Source organism: Pseudomonas prosekii, assembly GCF_900105155.1.
Taxonomy (GTDB): domain Bacteria; phylum Pseudomonadota; class Gammaproteobacteria; order Pseudomonadales; family Pseudomonadaceae; genus Aquipseudomonas; species Aquipseudomonas prosekii.
The window spans coordinates 1,921,236-1,943,933 of sequence record NZ_LT629762.1 but is presented as its reverse complement, the minus strand read 5'-3'; the positions used below and the strand labels follow the sequence as shown (position 1 = coordinate 1,943,933).

The 22,698-nt window shown below is 60.6% G+C and carries 20 protein-coding genes and 1 pseudogene; 16 read left to right on the top strand and 5 right to left on the bottom strand.

The genetic code is table 11. The features are described 5' to 3' along the window. Positions 1–4: 4 nt before the first annotated feature. Genes BLU01_RS09035 through BLU01_RS09010 form a run of 6 tightly spaced genes read left to right on the top strand, consistent with a single transcriptional unit; the run spans position 5 to position 9,253 of the window. On the top strand, positions 5–2,875 hold the full coding sequence (locus BLU01_RS09035; RefSeq protein ID WP_092273667.1) for an aminotransferase class III-fold pyridoxal phosphate-dependent enzyme: 2,871 nt from the start codon (positions 5–7) through the stop codon (positions 2,873–2,875). A gap of 34 nt (positions 2,876–2,909) precedes the next feature. Continuing rightward, positions 2,910–3,647, top strand: coding sequence for a 3-oxoacyl-ACP reductase family protein (locus tag BLU01_RS09030; RefSeq protein WP_092273664.1), 738 nt, complete (start codon positions 2,910–2,912; stop codon positions 3,645–3,647). Then, the gene (locus BLU01_RS09025; RefSeq protein WP_092273661.1) at positions 3,644–4,408 is read left to right on the top strand and encodes an SDR family NAD(P)-dependent oxidoreductase; all 765 of its coding nucleotides are present in this window, start codon (positions 3,644–3,646) and stop codon (positions 4,406–4,408) included. The genes BLU01_RS09030 and BLU01_RS09025 overlap by 4 nt, the downstream gene beginning before the upstream one ends. Positions 4,409–4,410: 2 nt before the next feature. Beyond that, a complete protein-coding gene (locus tag BLU01_RS09020) occupies positions 4,411–5,709 on the top strand; it encodes a DUF1302 domain-containing protein (RefSeq protein ID WP_092273658.1) in 1,299 nt (432 codons plus the stop codon). Between the two features lie 24 nt (positions 5,710–5,733). After that, entirely contained in the window at positions 5,734–6,606 is an 873-nt protein-coding gene (locus tag BLU01_RS09015; RefSeq protein WP_231987143.1) for an outer membrane lipoprotein-sorting protein, read from the top strand. Positions 6,607–6,637: 31 nt separating this feature from the next. Continuing rightward, on the top strand, positions 6,638–9,253 hold the full coding sequence (locus tag BLU01_RS09010) for an efflux RND transporter permease subunit (protein ID WP_092273655.1): 2,616 nt from the start codon (positions 6,638–6,640) through the stop codon (positions 9,251–9,253). 66 nt (positions 9,254–9,319) lie between these two features. Here BLU01_RS09010 and BLU01_RS09005 read toward each other — a convergent pair whose 3' ends face one another. The 3 genes from BLU01_RS09005 to BLU01_RS08995 form a co-directional block, all read right to left on the bottom strand. After that, positions 9,320–9,730, bottom strand: a complete 411-nt coding sequence (locus BLU01_RS09005) for a MerR family transcriptional regulator (RefSeq protein WP_092273652.1) — start codon at positions 9,728–9,730, stop codon at positions 9,320–9,322. 196 nt (positions 9,731–9,926) lie between these two features. Then, complete coding sequence (locus tag BLU01_RS09000) at positions 9,927–10,502, bottom strand: NAD(P)H-dependent oxidoreductase (protein WP_092273649.1); 576 nt, start codon at positions 10,500–10,502, stop codon at positions 9,927–9,929. A 55-nt stretch (positions 10,503–10,557) separates the two neighbouring features. After that, positions 10,558–11,448, bottom strand: coding sequence for a LysR substrate-binding domain-containing protein (locus tag BLU01_RS08995; protein WP_092273646.1), 891 nt, complete (start codon positions 11,446–11,448; stop codon positions 10,558–10,560). Positions 11,449–11,680: 232 nt separating this feature from the next. Here BLU01_RS08995 and BLU01_RS08990 point away from each other — a divergent pair, with 232 nt between their 5' ends. From BLU01_RS08990 to BLU01_RS08945, 10 genes are all read left to right on the top strand, one after another. Next, the gene (locus BLU01_RS08990) at positions 11,681–12,445 is read left to right on the top strand and encodes a sulfite exporter TauE/SafE family protein (protein ID WP_092273643.1); all 765 of its coding nucleotides are present in this window, start codon (positions 11,681–11,683) and stop codon (positions 12,443–12,445) included. Between the two features lie 152 nt (positions 12,446–12,597). Further along, positions 12,598–13,188: an NAD(P)H-dependent oxidoreductase gene (locus BLU01_RS08985; protein WP_092273640.1), complete on the top strand. Its 591-nt coding sequence runs from the start codon at positions 12,598–12,600 to the stop codon at positions 13,186–13,188. A gap of 263 nt (positions 13,189–13,451) precedes the next feature. Further along, the gene (locus tag BLU01_RS08980) at positions 13,452–14,363 is read left to right on the top strand and encodes a LysR family transcriptional regulator (protein ID WP_092273637.1); all 912 of its coding nucleotides are present in this window, start codon (positions 13,452–13,454) and stop codon (positions 14,361–14,363) included. A gap of 103 nt (positions 14,364–14,466) precedes the next feature. Further along, positions 14,467–15,360, top strand: coding sequence for an NAD-dependent epimerase/dehydratase family protein (locus tag BLU01_RS08975; protein ID WP_092273634.1), 894 nt, complete (start codon positions 14,467–14,469; stop codon positions 15,358–15,360). 267 nt (positions 15,361–15,627) lie between these two features. Next, the gene (locus BLU01_RS08970) at positions 15,628–16,977 is read left to right on the top strand and encodes a GntP family permease (RefSeq protein ID WP_092273631.1); all 1,350 of its coding nucleotides are present in this window, start codon (positions 15,628–15,630) and stop codon (positions 16,975–16,977) included. Positions 16,978–16,993: 16 nt separating this feature from the next. Next, positions 16,994–17,854: a MurR/RpiR family transcriptional regulator gene (locus BLU01_RS08965; RefSeq protein ID WP_092273628.1), complete on the top strand. Its 861-nt coding sequence runs from the start codon at positions 16,994–16,996 to the stop codon at positions 17,852–17,854. A gap of 1 nt (position 17,855) precedes the next feature. Further along, entirely contained in the window at positions 17,856–19,310 is a 1,455-nt protein-coding gene (locus BLU01_RS08960) for an N-acyl-D-amino-acid deacylase family protein (protein ID WP_092273624.1), read from the top strand. A gap of 110 nt (positions 19,311–19,420) precedes the next feature. Then, complete coding sequence (locus tag BLU01_RS08955) at positions 19,421–19,789, top strand: glyoxalase superfamily protein (RefSeq protein ID WP_092273621.1); 369 nt, start codon at positions 19,421–19,423, stop codon at positions 19,787–19,789. A gap of 82 nt (positions 19,790–19,871) precedes the next feature. Continuing rightward, positions 19,872–20,117, top strand: coding sequence for a FitA-like ribbon-helix-helix domain-containing protein (locus BLU01_RS08950; RefSeq protein ID WP_092273618.1), 246 nt, complete (start codon positions 19,872–19,874; stop codon positions 20,115–20,117). After that, positions 20,114–20,533 (top strand): type II toxin-antitoxin system VapC family toxin, encoded by a 420-nt coding sequence (locus tag BLU01_RS08945; RefSeq protein WP_092273613.1) that lies wholly within the window; start codon positions 20,114–20,116, stop codon positions 20,531–20,533. Before BLU01_RS08950 ends, BLU01_RS08945 begins: the two co-directional genes overlap by 4 nt. A 134-nt stretch (positions 20,534–20,667) precedes the next feature. Here the strand turns inward: BLU01_RS08945 and BLU01_RS28265 are convergent, their stop codons facing one another. Both BLU01_RS28265 and BLU01_RS28260 read right to left on the bottom strand, forming a co-directional pair. Then, complete coding sequence (locus tag BLU01_RS28265; RefSeq protein WP_371918774.1) at positions 20,668–21,372, bottom strand: methyl-accepting chemotaxis protein; 705 nt, start codon at positions 21,370–21,372, stop codon at positions 20,668–20,670. A 201-nt stretch (positions 21,373–21,573) separates the two neighbouring features. Further along, positions 21,574–22,452: pseudogene (locus BLU01_RS28260) on the bottom strand (methyl-accepting chemotaxis protein); the annotation flags it as partial. Between the last annotated feature and the right edge of the window lie 246 nt (positions 22,453–22,698).

Below are 22,698 nucleotides of genomic sequence, written 5' to 3'. Positions count from 1 at the left end.
TGTCATGGATTACCGCGATTACGTACGGCCAAAATTTGTCGAACTGATGCAGGCGCTGGGCCTGGAATGCCAGTTCCACCGGGCGTTGGGCAGCAAGCTGTTTTACCGCGACAAAAGCGGCGCGGAAGTCACCGTCACCGATTTTCTCGGCGGCTACGGCGCGGCGCTGTACGGCCACAATGACCCGCAATTTGTCGATCAACTGTGCAACCTGTTGCGCGCCGACGTGCCGTTCAATGCGCAGATGTCGGTGCGCGGCGCTGCCGGGCAACTGGGGCGCGAACTCAGCGAAGCGTTCAATCGCGAACTGAACAACAGCGAGCGCTACATTTCGACCTTCTCCAACAGCGGCGCCGAGTCGGTGGAAATCGCCGTCAAACATGCGGAATACCGTCGGCAGAAAGCCTTGCAGAAGCAGTTCGATGAACTGGATTTCGCCTTGGCCAACCTGACCGCCAGCGACAAGGCTTACGTTGAGCTGGACCGCGACGAGCTCGACTTGCCCGCCGGATTGCTCCCGGACAATCTGTCCTACTTGACCGTGCGCCAAGTGGTGGAAGCGGTCCGTCAACACAACCTCGCGCAGTTGCACGTCGAGCCGGTTTTCGTCGCTCTGCGCGGTAGCTTCCACGGCAAATTGGTCAACACCGTGCAGCTGACTTACGGCAAACAATACCGTCAGCCGTTTGCCCGTTTTGGCCTCAACGTCGAGTTCATCGACCCGCAACAACCGCAGCAACTGCACGACCTGCCAGCGCGTCACACACGGCATTGGTTGAGCCTGGCGTGGAGCGGCGAAACCTTGCAGGTGCGTCGTGAAGCGTTCAGTGCAATCACCGCTGTGTTGGTCGAGCCGATTCAGGGCGAGGGCGGCATCAACGAGTTCGCCAACGAGTTCTATCTGGGGCTGCGGCGCTTGTGCAACGAGCAGCAATGCCCGCTGATCATCGACGAAGTGCAATCGGGTTTTGGCCGCACCGGCACCTTGCTCGGCGCCAGCCATTTCAACTTGCAGGGCGATTACTACTGCCTGTCGAAAGCGCTGGGTGGCGGCCTGATGAAAATCGCCGCGACGGTAATCCGCGCCAGCCATTACGAAAACGATTTCAGCTACATCCACAGCTCGACCTTCGCCGAAGACGATGCTTCGTGTCATATCGCTCTGGCAGCGTTGCGCCGGTTGTTCGAGAACGACAGCGCGATGCTCAAGGACGTGAACAAAAAAGGCGAATACCTCAAGTCATCGCTGCTCGAACTCAAGGCCGCTTATCCGGATGTGATTGCCGATGTGCGCGGGCGCGGCTTGCTGCTCGGTTTCGAACTGCATGACCTGACCGGCAGCAGTTCGCTGGTGCAGGCCTCGGCGCAGTACAACGATGCGCTGGGTTACATCATCGCCGGCTACCTGCTGCAATTCGAATCGCTGCGGGTCGCGCCGTCGGGCAGCAACGCCAACGTGATTCGCCTCGAACCGCCGGTGTGCATCACGTTCGAAGAAATCGACGGTTTGATCGCTTCGTTGCAGAAAGTCTGCGACATGCTGCGGCGTCGCGATGCGTTCCCGTTGGCGGCCGGTATCTGTGCCGACAGCATCCAAGCCGTGCCGGCGCGCGAGGTCAGTTTCGAGGCGACTGAAAACCTCCCAAAGCCTGACGAAAACGTGCGCGTGGTAGCGCGCGTGGCGTTCATCAATCACCTGATCGACGCGGACATGCTCAGTGATGTCGACCCGTCGCTTTCGACCCTCAGCGCCGAGCAGAAACGCGAGTTCATCAAACGCATGGCCCCGGAGCGACGCGCGGCGCCCATCGGCCCGGCGCTGATTCGTTCGAAACTCGGCACTGCCGTGGAATTCACCTTGTACCCGTTGTGCATGGACTCCGACGCGATGGCCGAATACATCGCCAGCGGTGACCTGGAAAAGATCCGCGACGAAATCGCCCATCGCATCCGTGATGCCCGCGCCGACGGCTACAGCGTTGCCGGGCTGGGCATGTACACCTCGATCGTCACCAACAATTGCCAGGCGCTGAAGATTCCCGACATGGCGCTGACGTCGGGCAACGCGCTGACCATCGGCATGGGCCTCGAAGCCATCGAGCAGGGCTGCAAACAACAAGGCCTGGAACTGCGCGAGCAGACGGCGGCGGTGGTCGGTGCGGCCGGCAACATTGCTTCGACTTATGCCTCGTTGCTCTCGGTCGAAGTCGAGCACCTGATCCTCATCGGCAGCGGTCGTGACGGTTCCCTGCGGCGTCTGGAAAAGACCGCGCATTTGATCTACGCCGAAGCGGCGCGGGCGATTCTCAAGGGTGTCGCCGAGCATGACCGGCTCGCCAGCCGCTTGCGCAAACTTGAAGGCATCGACGCGTTGTTGCAGGCGCATGGCAACGCCGCCGACCTCGGTCAGCGGGTGATGCGCCTGGTCGAAGAGCGCCTGGGCGCGAACGCCTTTATCACCGTCAGCAACGACCTCGACGTGTTGAAGCAGGCGCGCATCGTGCTGTGTGCGGCGAACGCGCCGCAGCCGTTTCTCGGCGCCGAACACTTTGCCGAAAACAGCGTGATCTGCGACATCGCGGTGCCGTTGAACGTCGATCAAAACCTCGCGAGCCAGCGCTCGGACGTGCTGTACATGCACGGCGGGATCGTCCAGACGCCGCTCGGCGATGGCCTGGCGCCGAACGTGCGCGCCTACCTCAAGCAAGGTCAGTTGTACGCGTGCATGGCCGAGTCGGTGCTGATGGGGTTGTCGGGGATGAAACAGCATTACTCCTACGGCGATATCAGCCGCGAACAGGTGCAGCAGATTCGCGCACTGGCGGCGACTCACGGCTTCAGCCTCGCGCAGTTCAAGACCAACAATTCCCTTTGAAAAAATCTTAACCAACTCTCTCTAAGGAATGGTCATGCCGAATAAAGTAGCAGTGGTGACCGGCGGCAGTCGCGGCATCGGCCGGGCGATTGTCCTGGCGTTGGCGGGCGCCGGTTATCAGGTCGCGTTCAGTTATGTGCGCGACGAAGTGGCGGCGATGTCCCTGCGCGAAGAGGTGCAGGCGTTGGGTCTGGACTGTCTGGCGTTGCAATGCGACGTCAGCAGCGGCGACAGCATCAAGGGTTTTTTCCAGCGCGTCGAGGCGCATTTCGAGCGCATCGACGTGCTGGTCAACAACGCTGGGATTACCCGCGACGGCTTGCTTGCAACGATGCCGGAGCACGACATCGTCGAGGTGATCCAGACCAACCTGATCGGCACGCTTTTGTGCTGCCAGCAGGTGGTGCCGGGCATGCTGCGCCAGCGCAGCGGTTGCATCGTCAACATCAGCTCGGTGGCCGCGCAAAAACCCGGCAAGGGCCAAAGCAACTATGCCGCGGCCAAGGGTGGCGTCGAAGCGCTGACCCGCGCGCTGGCGGTGGAATTGGCGCCGCGCAACATCCGCGTCAACGCGGTGGCGCCGGGCATCGTCAACACTGAAATGAGCACCGCACTGATCGGCACTCAAGAGCAGGAAATCCAGGCGCGATTGCTGATCAAGCGTTACGCCGAACCGCAGGAAATCGCCGAAGCGGTGCTGTACATCGCCGATCGTGGTTTGTACCTGACCGGCGAGGTCTTGCCGGTCAACGGCGGGTTGAAAATGCCATGACCCGCACCATTCTGATCACCGGTGCCGCCAAAGGCATCGGCCGCGCCGTCGCGGAAAACTTTGCCAGCGACGCCGATCACCGGTTGATTCTGCTCGATTTGGATCTGCCGGAATTGCAGCGCTGGGTGGACGAGCAGCAAGGGCAAATCAAAGCCCAGGTCGAAACCCATGCGGCGAACATTGCCGACCTGGCGAGCATGGAGGCGTTTTTCAAAAACCTCGGCCAACAGGTGCAATACGTCGATGTGCTGGTGAACAGCGCCGGCATCTGCAACGAGAACGAACCAGAAGATTTGCACAACTGGCACAAGGTGATTTCGGTCAACCTCAACGGCACGTTTTACGTGACTTCGTTGTGCCTGCCGCTGATGCCGGATCGTGGGCGGATCATCAACATGTCGTCGATCCTCGGGCGCGCCGGCAAGGTGCGCAACAGCGCGTATTGCGCGTCCAAACACGGCATCGTCGGCATGACCAAAGCCTTGGCGATGGACCTGGCACCACGGCAGATCACGGTCAACGCGATTCTCCCGGCGTGGATCGACACGCCGATGCTGCAAGGTGAGCTGGCCGCGCAAGCGGCGATTGCCGGGCTGACCCAGGAACAGATCCTGCGTAACGCGAAAAAGAAATTGCCGATGCGCCGCTTCATTCAGAGTGAAGAAGTCGCGGCGATGGTGCGTTACCTCGCCAGCCCGGAGGCGGGCGGGGTGACGGCGCAGAGTCTGGTGATCGATGGCGGTGTCGGGTTGGGAATGTAGCCATGACCGGATCACCTATCAGCTGCGCCGCGTGGGCGGCGCTGGCGTGCATTGCTGCGCAACCGGCGTCGGCGGCGTTGAGCATCGAGGATTTGAAGCCCAATTACGCCGATGCCGAAGTCGGCGTGGCCAGCGCATTGCGTTTGCACGGCGATGACCAGATCACCCAGAAAGCCGTGTATTTCAAGGCCAACCTGGAAGGCAATTGGGACGGCGGTTACTACAAGGCCAAGGGTCGCGTGCGTTACGACGCCCGCTACGATGGCAACAATCCGTACAGCGAACGGGCGCGCGACAAGTACCGTTTCGACGCCGACTGGCGGCATTTGTATTGGGGCCAGTCGGTCGGTGACGGCGAGGTCACGGTCGGTTGGCAGCAAGTGGTGTGGGGCCGGGCCGATGAGTTGCGGGTGCTCGATCAGGTCAACCCGCTGGACTATCGCGACGGCGTTACGCCGCTGCTCGAAGACAGCCGCATTGCCGTGCCCATGGTGCGGTATGCGCAACCGGTTGGTGAGTGGGAACTGGAGGCGTTGTGGATCACCGATTTTGTCAAAAACCAGGCACCGGTGGCCGGCAGCGAGTTCGATGCGCCGCTGTTTGCCAGGCCTGACCCGCAGTATTTTCTGCTCGACTCCAAGCCCGATTACGACGGCGACGAGGGGTTCGCTTATGGCCTGAGCGCCAACGGCCGGATCGGTTCGGTGGACACCAGTTTTGTCGCGCTGAATGCGCGCCAGCAAGACCCGGTGTATGCCGTCGAAGGCTTGGCCGAGGATGGACGCACGCGCCTCGAACGGCAGTTTGCGCGCTACACCATGGGCGGCGCGGGGCTGGCGATCGATGCCGGCCACAGCATCGTCGTGCGCAGCGAAATCGCCTGGTTCGACAACTGGCGCGTGACCAACCCGACCCGCGCTTACGGCGCCGACAGCAGCTCGATGGTCAAGTCGCTTCTGGGCGTCGATTACCTGCTGCGCGACTGGCTGATTTCCGCGCAATGGCAGCACCAGCAATTGCTCGACTGGCAGGACGGCATGGTCCAGGACGAGCGCGAAAATCTGTTCACTTTGTCCGCCGAGGGCACGCATTGGCAGGACCGCTTGAAAAGCCGTCTGGTGGTCGCCGCGTCGCCACCGTTCAAGGACGACGCGCTGCTGCAAGGCATCTTCACTTACAAACCGGTGGACTGGATCAAGCTCGGGCTGGAAGTGGACGTGTTCGTCGGCAAATCCGACAAAACTTTCGGCGAGTACAACAACCGCGACCAAGTGCGACTGTCCGCCGGCTACCTGTTTTAACCCATGATCAAAAAGGAATTTTCCATGTTGCCAATCTTTGAAAAGCAGACGTTTAAAAAGCTGATGCTTAAAAATCTGACCGCCGCGCTGATCTTGAGCGGTGCTTGCGCCACTGTCGCTCACGCCGCCGACGGCAAGAATGCCGACGAGATTCTCAGCCAGGTACGCGACCGTAATGACGGCAAGAGTTTCATGTCCCAGGTGTCGCTTATCCTCCACGACAAGAAGGGCAATACCCGCGTGCGCGAATTCACCTACCTGCAAAAGGATTACCCGGACAGCGACAAATTCAGCATGTATTTCTCCGCGCCGACGGATGTGCGCGACGTGGCGTTCCACATTGAAAACCCGCACGAAACCCTGGGCCTGGAAGACAGCCAGTGGATGTACCTGCCGGTCAGCCGTCAGACGCGACGCATTTCCACGACTGACAAGCGCGGTTCGTTCATGGGCAGCGAGTATTCCTACGCCGACCTCGACAAGATCCGGGTCAAGGATTACACGCAAAAACTGCTTGGCGAAGAGACGGTCAAGGGCCGCGACTGCTACGTGATTGAACGTGAACCGGCCTCGCCCGAAGTGCTGGCCAAGACCGGTTACAACAAGCTGAAAGTGTGGATCGACAAGCAGAACTTCCTGGTCATGCGTCAGGACTTCTTCGACGTCAAAGGTGTGCTGGTCAAGCAAATGCGCACACAGAAAGTCGAGACCATCGACTCGATCGACAGCATCGTGCTCAGCGAAACCGAGCATTACATCGACGGCACACGCTCGGAAATGCGCTTCAACCACCTGCAATACAACGTGCAACTGGAAGACCGCTTGTTCACCCAGACCGCCATCAAGCGCGGGCTGAAAACCGGCGACGTGCCGGAATTTGCCGTGTCCGCCCGCTAAGCGCTGACCCCGACGACTGGAACGCATGCTCATGGAAAGATACCTGAACTTCGTCGAGCGCTATGCGCGGGCGATCGTTTTCCTGCTGGTGGCGATCACCGCGTATTTCACTTATACGCTGGGCTCACTGATCTCCGACACCAACCCGTACCTGCTCAAGGAAAGCCATCCGGCGCGCAAAACCATCATCGACCTGCAAGGCGAATTCACCGGTACTTTCGACTCGGTGATGGTCGCGATCAACAACCCGCAAACGGTGTTCAACAAGCCGACCCTCAATGCGCTTTTTGCCCTGTCGCAGTCGGTGCGCAAGATGATTCTGGCCAACGACGCCGACAAGGAACAACTGGCGCAAATCGTCGCCAAACATCCCGACGACAGCCGGGCGCAGTTGCTGACCCGGGACATTCTCGAAGGCGGGTTTTCCCAGAACGACTACGCCCAGGCCAAAGCGCTGCGTGATTACGCCAAGGAACAAAACTGGGACAGTTACGACCAATTGTTCCTGACGTTTCTGGCCGAGCGGATCAACCCGATCCGCGAAATGGCGTCGATGGGCGACCTGGAAAACATCGTCCTGACCAACGATGGCGAGCTGCTGATTCACAAGACCTTGAACGCCTACGACATGGACCCGGCGCTGGTCGAATCGCAGATCATGGGCAACGAGCTGATGGTCGACGGCGTGGTATCGAAGGACAAGAAAGTCGCGATGCTGGTCGCCGAACTGGGCACCAAGCAGGACGATGCCCAGGCGCAATTGCGTGCGTATCAAATCGTGCGCGGCATCGTTGCCGACTATCAGGCTGCGCACCCTGAATTCACCGATGAGATTTTTATTGCCGGGATGCCGATCTTCATCGCCGCCCAGCAAGAGATCATCGACCATGACTTGGCGGTGCTGTTTCCGATTGTCTTTCTGCTGATCACCGTGCTGCTGATTTTCTTCTTCCGCAAACCCCTGGGCGTGCTGCTGCCGCTGTTCAATATTCTGTTCTGCACCATTTGGACGCTGGGGCTGATGGGCCTGCTGCGGGTGCCGTTCGACCTGTTGACCAGCGTGCTGCCGGTGTTCCTGTTCACCATTTGCTGCTCGGACGCGATCCATGTGATGGCCGAGTATTACGAGCAAAAAAACGCCGGCAAAAGTAACCGCGAGGCCAATCGGCAAACTCAGCGATTGATGGTGGTGCCGGTGGTGTTGACGACCGTAACGACCATTGCCACGTTCATGATTTCCACCACCAACAACATTGTCAGCATCCGCAACTTCGGCGTGTTCATGTCGATTGGCCTGACTGCGGCGCTGATTATTTCGCTGTTGCTGATTCCGGCGTGGATCTCGATCTGGGGCAAGGATCAGACGCCGAAAACCCTGGCGGCGGTGCACAAGGAATCGATCATTTCGCGCTACCTGGTCGCGTTTTGCGCGCGGCTGATTCAGTGGCGCAAACCGATTCTGTGGGTGGCGTTGCCGCTGCTGGCGCTGATGACCGTGTTTACCTTTCGCGTCGATATCGAGGATTCGGGCATTGCGTATTTCAAGAGCGAAAGCCATATCCGCGTCTCCGACCAATACATCAACCACGCCGGGGTAGCAGGCACGGCTCCGGGCTGGATCGCCATCGATAGCAAGGAGCCGCGCGGCGTACTGACCACCGAAGTGGTGCAGTTCATCGACAAGCTCGACCAGTTCATCAAGCAGCAACCGCACGTCAGTTACGGCTACTCGCTGGCCACATACGTCAAGCGCATGAACCTGGTGCTCAACGACATGAATCCCGATTACCTGCGCGTGCCGCAAGCATTGGAGCAGGTCACGGCGGTCAATGACGAAGGGCAAACCGAGCGCTTCGAGGTGCCGGGCAATTCGCTGATCGAGCAGCACGTCATGCTCTTTGAAAACGGCGGCGGTTCGGACCTGAACAACGTGCTCAACGCCGACTATTCCAAAGCGCTGACGCTGTACACCATGACCTCATCGGTGGCCAGCGATTACCAGAACATGCTTGATCGGCTGGACGCCTGGCTGCTGGTGAACAAACCGGCCAACCTCGAAGTGACGCACGCGGGCACGCCGTTGATCTGGACCGGGGTGTTGCAGGAAATCACTCAAGGGCAGGTTTTGAGTTTTTCCCTGGCGCTGATCGTGGTCACGCTGATGATGATGTATTGGCTGAAGTCGGTGCGTCTGGGCGTGCTCGGCATGCTCACGCTGCTGACCACGTCGGTGACGGTGTACGGCTTCATGTTCCTGTTCGGCATCGAGCTGAATATCGGCACCACGCTGGTGACTTTCCTGGTGGTTGGCGTGGTCGATTACGCGGTGCATTTGCTGTCGCGGATCAAACTGCTGGTGCAGCAAGGGGTGCACATCGACGCGGCGATCTTGCAGGCGATGCACACCGTGGGCCGCTCGACGGTGGTCAACGTGGTGATTTTCTCGGTGGGCTTCATGGCGCTGCTGTTTTCCGACTTCAAGCCGATTGTCGATCTGGGCGCGCTGGTGGCGATGGCGCTGTTCTCCAGCGGGGTCATGACCATTCTGCTGGTGACGCTGGTGTCGCCGTGGTTTTTCGCGGCGATTGTGCCGGTCGCGCACACGCCCGAACGCACACCTGTGGTGGGTGAACATGCGCTGAGCTGAACCGACGAACGTGTCCGCAATTGCCCTTGGGGTTTGCGGGCACGCTCGCCCGGCGCAGCAACGTGCTCAGTTCAGCGTGGTAACCGGATTTTTTTTGCCGTAACGGGCGATGCGCTCGAACTGGCATTCTTCCCGAGCGTCGTTGAGGCTGCTTTCAAACGCTTCGAGGCCATCGTGCAATTGCTGCAAAGCGCCGATCTGGGACACCAGTTCGGCCTTTTTTTCGTCGATGGCTTTTTGCGCCATGTCCCACGGGAATGCTTCGCCGTCGTACTTGTTCAGCATCACTTGCAGCTCTTTGAGCTTGAAACCCAGTTGCTGGGCGCACTTGATGAACGTCAGCACTTCGACGCTCTGTTGGCTGTAGATGCGGTATTTGCCTTCGCGCTTGGGCTCGGGCAACAGGCCGATTTCTTCGTAGTGGCGAATGCTTTTGACTGTGGTGCCCGATAGCTGGGCGGCTTTGCCGATATACATAAAGGTCCGTCTCGATGATCAAACAGGGCGTAGCGCTGTCAGGCCTCATGCCTGACAGGGGGGAATAATATAGGGGATAAATGGCAAAAGTTGCAGCGGCGACCAAATGACGCGCACAGCCGACGAACGACCGCTTTGCAGGGGACGGGAGCGAAGCTGACGGCGTCGGCGCGCCGTCAGCGAACGGCGAGGTCAATCAGCTGCCGGCAGTGACCCGCGCCTGTTCGAGCCAGGCGTCGCGCTGGGTCGACTTCGAGCCGAGGATCGGCCCGAACGTCAGGGTCTTCAGCGGTTTGATGCCGCAAAACTCCAGGGTGGTTTTGCGCATCTGGTGCAGGCCCGGCATGCGGTAAATCCATTTGTAGTACCAGGGCGGCGTGTCCATGGTCACCAGCAAATGCGCGGTGCGGCCCTTGAGCAGTTTGTCGGGGAACGCTTTGCCTTCGCGGTACTTGAAGGCGAAACCGGGGAGGAAAATCCGATCGAGAAAGCCCTTCATCAACGCTGGAATACCGCCCCACCAGATTGGATAAACGAACGTCAGGTGTTCGGCCCACAGGATGTCGGCCTGGGCTTGCAGCAGGTCCGGCTCCAGCGGCTGGATGACGCGGTAACCCTCGTGCAGTACCGGGTCGAAATCCAGCGCGTCGAGGCGCAGCAAGCGCACGTCATGTCCGGCAGTTTTGGCGGCCTGGACGTAGGTATCGCTCAGCGCCCCGCAGAAACTGTCGGTGGAGGGGTGACCCAGAATCACGAGCATTCGTTTGCTCATCGCATGTACTCCCGAAATGAAGCCCGCAGCATAGAGTCTGCCCCTAGCGGTAGAGTCAAGGCGTTGTCGGGCTCAATGCCTGCAGCAAGGCGCGGGCGTAAGCGGGCAGGGTGGCGAAGTCGCGGGCGCAGAGTTTCAGCGAGCGGTTGGCCCAGTCTTCGCCCAGCGCTCGGCTGAGCAGCGGCTGCCGCGCCTGCCAACGTTCGACGGCGATGCGCGGGACGATGGCCAGCCCGGCACCGCGAGCAACCATGCGCATGACGCTGTCGAAGCCATCGGCACGAATGCGGATTTGCATGCGCTGGCCGATGTGCAACGCCTGTTCTTCAAGGTGAATGGCCAGCGCGCTGTTGGCGCCGAGCGCGACGTAGTCATGCTTCAAGGTGTCGGCGAAGGTGGGCGATGCTTGTTCGCCGAGGGGATGGCCGGTCGGCAGGATCAGCACCAGCGGATCGTCGCGAAACGCTCGGGTCTGCAGGCCTTCAGTGTCGACGGCGTTGGAGACAATGCCCAGGTCCGCCGCGCCTTGGCGCAAGGCATGGGTGATGCGCGCGCTGGGCAATTCCTGCAAATCAATGTCGAGGTTGCGGTGGTTGCGCAGGAAGTCGGCGAGCAGTTCGGGCAGGTACTCGGTGATGGCAGTGGTGTTGCACAACAGGCGTACCTGGCCTTTGACGCCGTTGGCGTATTCGGCCAGATCCTGTTGCATGCGCTCGGCCTGTTGCAGCAGCGTTCTGGCGTGTTGCGCAAGGGCTTTGCCGGCCGGCGTGGGGGTGACGCCACGGCGATTGCGTTGGAGGAATTCAATGCCCAGCGACGCTTCCATTGCGCGGATGCGTGCGCTGGCGGCAGCGAGGGATAGATGGCTGCGGGCGGCGCCGGCGGTGATGTTGCCGGTGTCGAGAATGTTCAGGTAGAGGCGCAGGTCGGTCAGGTCGAAGTGCATGGTTTTATCTTCTGTTGGCGCTCGTTCCCGCTGCGTGGGAGCGATCATTTTTGCGTTGATCCGGCGGGCCTCTTCGCGGGCAAGCCTCGCTCCTACAGGAGTGCTCCGGTGTTCACAGACCCTGTAGGAGCGAGGCTTGCCCGCGAAGGCGTTATCAGCCTCAATCCAATCAAGAGGCAAGCTCAGTATATGGCGCATTTTCAACCCGGCCAGCCGCGTGCACGATAGCCGCATGAACACACTCGTTGGGTACTATCAAAACCTCGGCCTGGCCCTGTCGCTGTTGGTCATCGCCACTTTCCTGCTCGCCGGCATGATCAAAGGCGTCATCGGCCTCGGTCTGCCGACCATCGCCATGGGCCTGCTCGGTCTGGCTATGGCGCCATCGCAGGCTGCCGCGTTGTTGATCATCCCGGCAACCCTGACCAACGTCTGGCAACTGGCATTCGGCGGTCACTTGCAAGGGCTGATCAAACGCTTGTGGCCGATGCTCCTGGCGATTTTTATCGGCACTGGCGCGGGCATATTGTCGCTCGGTATGGCCGGCGGGCATTGGGTGGTCCGGGGTTTGGGCGCGGCGCTGTTGATCTATGCGCTGAGCGGATTGTTGCTGCCGATCTTGCGCGTCGGCAGCCACACCGAACGCTGGCTCGGCCCGGTGTGCGGGGTGCTGACGGGCGTCATCACCTCCGCCACCGGCGTGTTCGTGATTCCGGCCGTGCCGTACTTGCAAGCGCTCGGTCTGAACAAGGATCAACTGGTGCAGGCGCTGGGCCTGGCGTTCACCGTCTCGACCCTGGCGCTCGCCGCCGGCCTGTTCTGGCGCGGCGCACTGGGTGGCGGCGAGTTGAGCGCGTCATTGCTGGCGCTGATCCCGGCGGTGCTGGGGATGTTGCTCGGGCAGTGGCTGCGCCAGCGGATCAGCGCTGTGCTGTTCAAACGGGTGTTCTTCATCGGCCTCGGCGTGCTCGGCGGGCATTTGTTGATCAGCGGGTAATGTCCGACTAACCCTCGGCGCAAGTTCGCAGCAACAATCCCCGGCTAATTCGTGCGTTTTGGTCAAATGATTTTTGTGAATTCGACGCTTACTCCGCGCGAGGCGGATGGTTAACCTGCCGCCATTGAATTCCCAACCTTCCGAGACTCCCGATGAAAAAAGTCCTGTTGCTCAATGGCGGCAAAAAGTTCGCCCACTCCGATGGCCGCTACAACGCGACCCTGCACCAAGCTGCGTTGAGCGTGCTGGATCGCGGTGGTCTGGACGTCAAAACCACGTTCATCGACGAGGGCTACGACCTCGCCGAAGAAGTGGCGAAGTTTGTCTGGGCCGACGTGATCATTTATCAGATGCCGGGCTGGTGGATGGGCGCGCCGTGGACGGTGAAAAAGTACATCGACGAAGTCTTCACCGAGGGTCACGGCAGCCTCTACGCCAGCGACGGCCGAACCCGTTCCGATGCTTCGCAAAAGTACGGCAGCGGCGGTTTGTTACAGGGCAAGCAATACATGTTGTCGCTGACCTGGAACGCGCCGCAGCAAGCCTTCGACGACCCGAGCGACTTCTTCGAAGCCAAAGGCGTCGACGCGGTGTACTTCCCGTTCCACAAGGCCAACACCTTCCTTGGCATGAGCGGATTGCCGACGTTCCTCTGCGTAGACGTGATGAAACGCCCGGACATCGAAGGCGATGTGAAGCGCTACGAGGCGCATTTGACTGAGGTGTTTGGCCTCAAGGGCTGACAGTCAGCTACTATCGAAAGTCGCAATCTGTGGCCAGAGCATTTTATGCACAGCGCCTGTTGTGCACAGCGCCTTTTGTGGCGAGGGGGCTTGCCCCCGTTGGGCGGCGAAGCGGCCCTGAAGCTCACGCCGCAGTGGTATCTGACTGACCGCATGCACAGGGTTTGCGACTGCTGCGCAGTCGAACGGGGGCAAGCCCCCTCGCCACAGTACGCCCCTTATCTCCAAGGGTTTTGCGCAGCAATATCGATAAGAGGAATTCAGTGAAAGCCAGATCCGATGAATTGCAGATTTTCGTCTGCGTGATTGAATGCGGGTCGATTTCCGCCGCCGCCGAGCAGGTCGGGCAAACGCCTTCGGCGGTCAGTCGCACGTTGTCGCGCCTCGAAGCCAAGCTCGACACCACGCTGATCAACCGCACCACGCGGCGCATGGACCTGACGGAGGAGGGCAAGTATTTCTTCGAGCACGCCAAGCGAATTCTCGATCAAATGGACGAGCTCGAAGAACGCCTCAATTCCCGCCAGCAAACGCCTTCCGGGCGCCTGCGCATCAACGCCGCGTCGCCCTTCATGCTGCACGCCATCGTGCCGTACATCGACGAGTTCCGCCGGCTCTACCCGGACATCCAGCTCGAACTCAACAGCAACGATCTGATCATTGACCTGCTGGAACAAAGCACCGACATCGCCATTCGCATCGGCACGCTGGCCGACTCGACGCTGCACGCGCGTTCGCTGGGTTGCAGCCCGCTGCACATCGTCGCCAGCCCGGCGTATCTGCAGCAACACGGCACGCCCGTCGCCGTCGCTGACCTCACGCAACACGCGCTGCTCGGTTTCACCCAGAACGATGGCCTCAACCAATGGCCGCTGCGCCATGTGCACGGCGACCGCTGGCCGATCAACGCGGCGATCAACGCCTCCAGCGGCGAAACCGTGCGCCAACTGGCGCTCGAAGGCCAGGGCATCGCCTGCCTGTCGGACTTCATGACCCACGCCGACATCCGCGCCGGGCGCCTGCAAGAAGTCCTCGCCGATTTCAACAGCGGTTATCGCCAGCCGATCAACGCTGTTTACTACCGCAACTCGCAACTGGCCCTGCGCATCCAGTGCTTCCTCGACTTCATCCAGAGCAAACTGGCGGTGTACGCGAACTCGGACTTCAAAGGCTGATTCGTGACCCCTGCGCAACAGTGAATTGGGCCAACGGGGATTTTTCGCCAAAGATCGCTGGTTGATACTCGTTGCATCACTTATCCACGCAGGGAGTTTCTCCATGAACGTATTTGTTACCGGCGCTGCCGGATTTATCGGCGGCTCGATCGCCACAGGTCTGGTCCAGGCCGGGCATAAAGTCACCGGCCTGGTGCGCAGCGCCGAACAAGCGCAGGAACTCAGCGCGCTCGGCATCCGCCCGATCATCGGCACCCTCGACGACAGCGCTCTGCTGGCCGAACAGGCGCACGCCGCTGATGCGGTGATCAACGCCGCCAGCAGCGACCATCTCGCCGCTGTCGAAGCGTTGCTCGAGGCCCTTCGCGGCTCCAACAAAGTATTCCTCCACACCAGCGGTTCGAGCATCGTCGGCGATGCCTCGGGCGGTAAATCCAGCGACGTCATCTATTACGAAGACCACCTGCCGGCGCCAACCGTCGATAAAGCCGCCCGCGTCGCCATCGACAACCTGATCCTCGCCGCCGCGAAGGACGGGGTGAATTCGGCGGTGATCTGCAACACCTTGATCTATGGCCACAGCCTCGGCGTCAAACGCGACAGCGTGCAGTTGCCACGCCTGCTCAAACAGGCGCGCAACAGCGGTATCGTCCGCCACGTCGGCACCGGCAAGAACATCTGGTCCAACGTGCACATCGAAGACGTCGTCGCCCTGTACCTGCTAGCGCTGAGCAAAAACGTCCCGGGCACTTTCTACTTCGTCGAAAGCGGCGAGTCGTCGTTCATCGACATGACCACCGCCATGGCCGAGGCACTGAAGCTCGGCGCACCGCAAGACTGGCCACTCAAAGACGCCGAAGCCGCGTGGGGCTACGAAATGGCCAACTACGGCCTCGGCTCCAACAGCCGCGTGCGCGGCAAACACGCACGCGAACAACTGGGCTGGGCGCCGAAACGCACGTCGGTGGTTGAATGGATTCGTAACGAAATGGTGTGAGCTAGTTTCAGACCGCGTCATCGTTCTTCGCGGGCAAGCCTCGCTCCTACGGGTCCCTCATACCTGTAGGAGCGAGGCTTGCCCGCGAAGGCGTTTTCAGCATGAAAATCCCCACCCAAAACTTTCATAACCCACCTCCCGCCATACCTCTGTGCGACACGCCTTACCTGTGCACGAAAATTACTTTCACCTCGTTTGAATATCGCGCTCTGAAATGATTTATGAGTTTCACAAATCAATCGACGTGACCCTTTCGAGGAGTACCGCATGACGCCTTCCTTTGGCTATTGGCTGCTGGTTTATGCCGCTGTCGCCATCATTGCGCTGATCGTTCTGATCGCGCGTTATCGACTCAATCCGTTCATCGTCATCACCCTGGTTTCGATTGGCCTGGCGCTGTTGGCGGGGATGCCGCCGTCGGGCGTGGTAGGCGCTTATGAGGCGGGCGTGGGCAAGACGCTGGGGCATATTGCGCTGGTGGTGGCGTTGGGGACGATGCTGGGCAAGATGATGGCGGAGTCGGGTGGCGCGGAGCAGATGGCGCGCACGCTGATCGACCGTTTTGGCGAGAAGAACGCGCATTGGGCGATGGTGTGCATCGCGTTTCTGGTCGGGTTGCCGCTGTTTTTCGAGGTCGGTTTTGTCTTGCTGGTGCCGATTGCGTTCACCGTGGCGCGGCGCGTCGGGGTGTCGATTCTGATGGTCGGTTTGCCGATGGTCGCGGGGTTGTCGGTGGTGCACGCGTTGGTGCCGCCACACCCGGCGGCGATGTTGGCGGTGCAGGCGTATCAAGCGTCGGTCGGACAGACGCTGCTGTACGCGATTTTGATTGGTATTCCGACGGCGATTATCGCCGGGCCGCTGTACGCCAAATTCATCGTGCCGCGCATCCACTTGCCGGCAGATAACCCGATGGAACGGCAATTTCTCGACCGCGAGCCGCGTGATCGGCTGCCGGGTTTCGGCATCACCATGGCGACCATTCTGCTGCCGGTGGTGCTGATGCTGATTGGCGGTTGGGCCAACCTGATTTCCACGCCGGGCAGCGGCTTCAATCAATTCCTGCTGTTTATCGGCAACTCGGTGATCGCCTTGCTGCTGGCGACGTTGCTGAGCTTCTGGACCTTGGGTCTGGCGCAGGGCTTCAGCCGTGAATCGATCCTCAAATTCACCAATGAATGCCTGGCACCGACCGCCAGCATTACCTTGCTGGTCGGCGCCGGCGGCGGTCTGAACCGGATTCTGGTGGACGCCGGCGTCACCGATCAAATCGTCAGCCTGGCGCAGGTTTTTCACCTGTCGCCGCTGATCATGGGTTGGCTGTTCGCCGCGTTGATGCGCGTTGCTACCGGTTCGGCGACCGTGGCCATGACCACCGCGTCCGGCATCGTCGCGCCGGTGGCCATTGGTCTGGGTTATCCGCATCCGGAGTTACTGGTGCTGGCGACGGGCGCAGGCTCGGTTATCTTTTCCCACGTCAACGACGGCGGCTTCTGGCTGATCAAGGAATACTTCAATATGACGGTTGCCCAGACTTTCAAGACCTGGACGGTGCTCGAAACGCTGATATCGGTGGTAGCTTTCGGGCTGACCCTGGGTCTTTCCTACCTGCTTTAGCCGGAGCCCCCGCGCCATGGACATCCTCTACCAGATCCGCGCTCGCCAGGATTCGTTCAGCGCCGGCGAAGGTCGCATCGCCCGGCTGATGCTCGACGACGTCGGTTTTGCCTCATCCGCCAGCCTCGACGAATTGGCCCTGCGCGCGGAAGTCAGCACCGCCACGCTGTCACGGTTCGCGCGCACGGTCGGCTGCCGCGACTTGCGCGATTTGCGTCTGCAACTGGCGCAGGCCAGCGGCGTCGGCAGGCGTTTCCTCGACCCGGCAGGCACGCCGGAACAATCGGGTTTTTATCGGCAGATTGTCGGCGACATCGAATCGACCTTGCACGAGCACTTGGCCGCGTTTGACGAGTCGCGGTTCGCCGATGCGGTGAAATTGCTCGGCAAGGCGCGGATGATTCATGCGTTCGGCATGGGCGGTTGTTCGACGTTGTGCAGCGATGAACTGCAAGTGCGCCTGGTGCGTCTCGGCTATCCGATTGCGGTGTGCAGCGACCCGGTGATGATGCGCATCACCGCCGCCAGCCTCGGCGCCGAACACGCGGTGATTGCCTGCTCGCTGACCGGCATCACCCCGGAGCTGCTTGAAGCCGTGGAACTGGCGCGCAGCTACGGCGCGCGGATTCTCGCGATCACCCGCGCCGACTCGCCGCTGGCGCTATTGGCCGATGTATTGCTGCCGCTGCAAGGCGTCGAAACCTCGTTTATCTACAAACCGACGGCTGCGCGCTACGGCATGTTGCTGGCCATCGACGTGCTCGCCACCGAGCTGGCGCTGGCCAATCCTGAAGACAATCAAGAACGTCTGCGGCGGATCAAACTCGCCCTCGACGATTACCGCGGCGGCGACGATCACCTGCCGCTGGGAGACTGACATGCTGTACGACACGCTGATCCGCAATGCCTTGGTTATCGACGGCAGCAATGCGCCCGGTTATGCCGCCGACGTGGCGCTTCTGAACGGGCGCATCGAACGCATCGGCGACTTGCACGACGCCCGCGCCAGCGAACAAATCGACGCCGCCGGCCGCGTGCTGGCGCCGGGTTTCATCGACGTGCACACCCACGACGACACCGTGGTCATCCGCCAACCGCAAATGTTGCCCAAGCTCAGCCAAGGCGTGACCACGGTGATCGTCGGCAACTGCGGGATCAGTGCGGCGCCGGTCAGTCTGCGCGGCGATCCGCCCGATCCGATGAACCTGCTCGGCACTTCGGCGGCGTTTGTTTACCCGACCTTCCGCGATTACCGCGAAGCGGTGGAAGCTGCGAACACCACGCTCAACGTCGCCGCGCTGGTCGGTCACACCGCGTTGCGCAGCAATCACCTCGACGATTTGTTGCGCAGCGCCAGCGCCGAGGAAATCACCGCGATGCGCGAGCAATTGCGCGAAAGCCTGGAGGCCGGCGCGTTGGGGTTATCCACAGGTCTGGCGTATGCGAGCGCGTTCTCGGCGTCCACCGATGAAGTCATGCAATTGAGCGAAGAACTGACGGCGTTCGGTGCGGTGTACACGACCCATTTGCGCAGCGAATTTGCGCCAGTGCTGGAAGCCATGGACGAAGCGTTTCAGATCGGCCGACACGCGAAATCGCCAGTGATCATTTCCCACCTCAAGTGCGCCGGCGTCGGCAATTGGGGGCGCAGTCCGCAGCTGTTGGCGGCGCTCGAAACCGCGGCGCAAAGCCATCCGGTCGGCTGCGATTGTTATCCCTACGCGGCGAGTTCTTCGACGCTCGACCTCAAGCAGGTTACCGACGCTCACCGCATCACCATCACTTGGTCCACACCGCATCCCGAGTTGGGCGGCCGCGACTTGATCGACATCGCCGCCGATTGGAACGTGCCGCTGCTCGACGCCGCGCGCCGCCTGCAACCGGCCGGGGCGGTGTATTACGGGATGGACGAAGCGGACGTGCGGCGAATCCTCGCGCACCCGTTGTCGATGGTCGGCTCCGATGGCCTGCCCGAAGACCCGTTCCCGCACCCGCGCCTGTGGGGCGCATTCCCTCGGGTGCTTGGCCATTTCAGCCGTGATGTCGGGCTGTTTCCGCTGCACACCGCCGTGCACAAAATGACCGGGTTGTCGGCCGCGCGTTTTGGCTTGAAGCAACGCGGCGAGATTCGCGCCGGACATTGGGCGGACCTGGTGTTGTTTGATCCGCTGACCATCCGCGACGTCGCCGATTTCCACGATCCGCAACGCGCGGCGGAAGGGATTGACGGGGTTTGGATCAACGGCGTGCTGAGCTACGTCGATGGCAAAGCGAACGGGCGCCGGGCCGGACGGTTTCTGGCGCGGGAAGGGGATTTGCGTGGAGGTTTTTAGCCTGTGCGCGCCTCAGTGATCGCGCGGTGAGCTTGAAGAAATTTCGGATAATGCCCAAGCACTGACATCCAGCCCGGCTACACTGCGCTTTTTTGATCAGGGAGATACCCATGAGCTTCGGCAAAACCACACCGATCCTGCGCATTTTCGATGAAGCCAAAGCGGTCGAATTCTACGTCGACTTCCTCGGTTTCCAAATCGACTGGCAGCATCGCTTCGAAGCCAATTTCCCGCTCTACCTGCAAGTCTCCCGCGGCGAATGCGTGCTGCACCTCTCCGAACACCACGGCGACGCCACCCCCGGCTCGGCGCTGCGCATCGAAACCGACGAACTCGAAGCGTTCCAGCAACAACTGCAAAACAAGGACTACGCCTACGCCAAACCACAAATCCAGGCAACGCCATGGGGTAGCCAGGATTTGACCGTGACCGATCCTTTCGGCAATCGGCTGGTGTTTACCAATGCGATTTGTGTTTGAGAGCCGCTCGGCGGTTAGCGAGTTTTAAGTGAAAAACCTGTGCTAGCCTGCAATCAATGATTTCATTGATTGCGGGGGCGTTATGGCCAGTATCACCATTCGAAACCTTGACGACCAAATCAAGGAACAACTGCGTATATCCGCCGCTCACAACGGGCACTCGATGGAAGAGGAGGCGCGCCTGATTCTGGCAAGGGCGCTGGCAACTGTTGACCGTGCTGGTGGACTCGGAAGCCGGATTCGCAACAGGTTCAGTGAAAGTGGCGGAGTGGAACTCGAACTTCCGGCGCGGGACGCGAAAGCCGTGGCGGTGGATTTCTCCGAATGATCGTGCTCGATACCAATGTGCTTTCAGAGTTCATGCGATTAAAGCCCGACGTAAAAGTCTTGGCTTGGGTCGATGCTCAGCCGGTAATGGAGTTGGCAATCAGTGCTGTCACTGTCGCGGAAATTCTCCATGGCATTGCCAGGCTGCCCGTCGGTAAGCGCAAACAAAAGCTTGAGGCGCATGCGATGGCGATGTTCGAAGAGGACTTTGCTGGGAGGATATTTTCTTTCGATGCCCACGCTGCCGTTGAATACGCAACGCTGGTCGCGAACGGTGAAGCTAACGGCCGAGCAGCATCAATGGCCGACGCTCAGATAGCTGCGATTTGTCGAAGCCATGGAGTACCGATCGCCACCCGCAATGTTCGGGACTTTGCGTTTTCCGGGGTAGAGGTCATCAACCCTTGGGAGGTGTGATATTGGCGGCGTTCGCGTGAGGTCACTCCGCGTGGGAATGACGCCGGGGACGCTCCGCGTTCCGCTGGTGAAGGTGACGCAGAGCGTCACGGGATGCATTCCCACGCAGAGCGTGGGAATGATCAGGTCTGCTGTCAGACGCGGAAGTGGCTGACCATCTGTTGCAGTTGGCCACCCAAACGCGCGAGTTCGACGCTGGATTTTGCGGTTTCGTCGCTGGCGGCGGCGGTTTGTTCGGAGACGTCGCGCACGTTGACGATGCTGCGGCTGATCTCCTCGGCCACGGCGCTTTGCTGCTCGGCGGCAGCGGCGATCTGTTGGTTCATCGACTGGATGTTGGACACCGTGCGGGTGATGTTTTCCAGCGAGACGCCAGCCTTGCGAGTCAACGCGACGCTGCTGTCGGTCAGGGAACGGCTGTTGTTCATCACCGCCGACACCTGTTGAGTACCGTTCTGCAGACCGGCGACCAAACCTTCGATTTCTTCGGTGGACTTCTGCGTGCGTTGGGCCAAACCACGCACTTCGTCGGCAACCACGGCAAAACCACGACCGGCTTCACCGGCGCGGGCCGCTTCAATCGCGGCGTTCAGCGCGAGCAGGTTGGTCTGTTCGGCCACGGCTTTGATCACGTCCATGACGCTGCCGATCTTGTCGCTTTCCTGTTGCAGCACGCTCATCGCTTCGGTGGAGCGTGCCACTTCGGTGGCCAGACGTTCGATCTGCGCAATCGCTTCGTTGACCACTTTGTCGCCCTCGCGCGCTTCGCCATCCGCGGCGGCAGCGGCTTGCGAGGCTTCTTCGGCATTGCGCGCAACTTCCTGCACGGTGGCAGTCATTTCGTGCATCGCGGTGGCGACTTGATCGGTTTCGATCTTCTGGCTGTTGACCCCGGCGCTGGTCTGCTCGGTCACGGCCGACAGCTCTTCAGCGGCGCTGGCAATTTGCGTAACGCCGTCGCGAATGCCGCTGATCAACTCGCGCAGGGTCACGCCCATGCGGCCGATGCCTTGCTGCAACACACCAAGTTCGTCGCGGCGAGTGACTTTGACGTCCTGGGACAAATCGCCGCTGGCGATACGGTCAACAACGGTCATGGTCTCGCGCAACGGGCCGGTGATCTGGCGCGTGATAAGCACCGCAGCAATCACGCCAACCAGCAATGCCAGCAACGTGCTGATCAGTTGCAGAGTGCGCGCCTGGGCGCTTTCGATGTCGCGACGGTCGAGCTGGAATTGATACAGCTTGTCGCTCAGGGTGACGATCGCGGCGCCCTGATCGGTCATGTCCTTGCGCACGCGCACGGCGTCGCTGGTCGCGGCTTTGAACGCCATCAGCGCGCTGCGGTAATTAGTCAGTGCGGTGTCGAGTTGGCGCAGCGCGTCTTGCTGAGTGTCGGCGAAATGCGTATTCAACGGCTTCAGACTGGCGATGGCCGCGTCGACCTGGGCGAGGGCTTTTTGCTCGGTTTCGGCGTTGGTGGTGGCGGTGTAGCCGCGCACTTCGTAACGGGCGAGCATGAACGCTTCTTTGGCCTGGGTGATGGCCTGGAATTCTTCGAAACGCAGGTCGCTCAGGGGCATTTCCTGCACCCGCGCGCTGATTGAGTTGATCAGCGTGTAAGCGGATTCGGCGTTGGCGGCCATGGCGTCGCGGGCACCGTTGCCGGTGCGGTAGGCGGCGCGCATTTCTTTGAGTGACGCCTGATAAGCGGCGATGACGCCAGCCTGCTCTTTGAGCATTTTGACGTTTTCAGCATTCTTGAAACTGCCCAGCAGCGCGGTTTGTTGCGCGGCAAAACTGTCGAGGGTGGTCTGCACATTCTGCGCGGCGGTTTCATCGCCGTTGGTCAGCATGTATTGCAGGCGCACCACGCGCAATTTGGTCAGGCCGGCGTTGAGCTGGGTGATGTCGCTCATCCAGTTGCTGCGGTCAATCAACCCGCCCAGGCTCGTCCAGCCGGTCAGGGCGAGGACGCAGGTCAGTGCCAGGACAAGGCCGAATCCCAGGCCCAGTTTCATGTTCACGCTGATGTTGCCGAACCAGCTATTCATCACAATTCCTCCAGGAACGTTGTGCTTCTTGATCGTCAGTTGGCTGGAAGATTGTTGTTTTTAGGCGCCAGCAAGGTGTGTTGCAGACCTGTATCGGCAGCAATCGCGAGA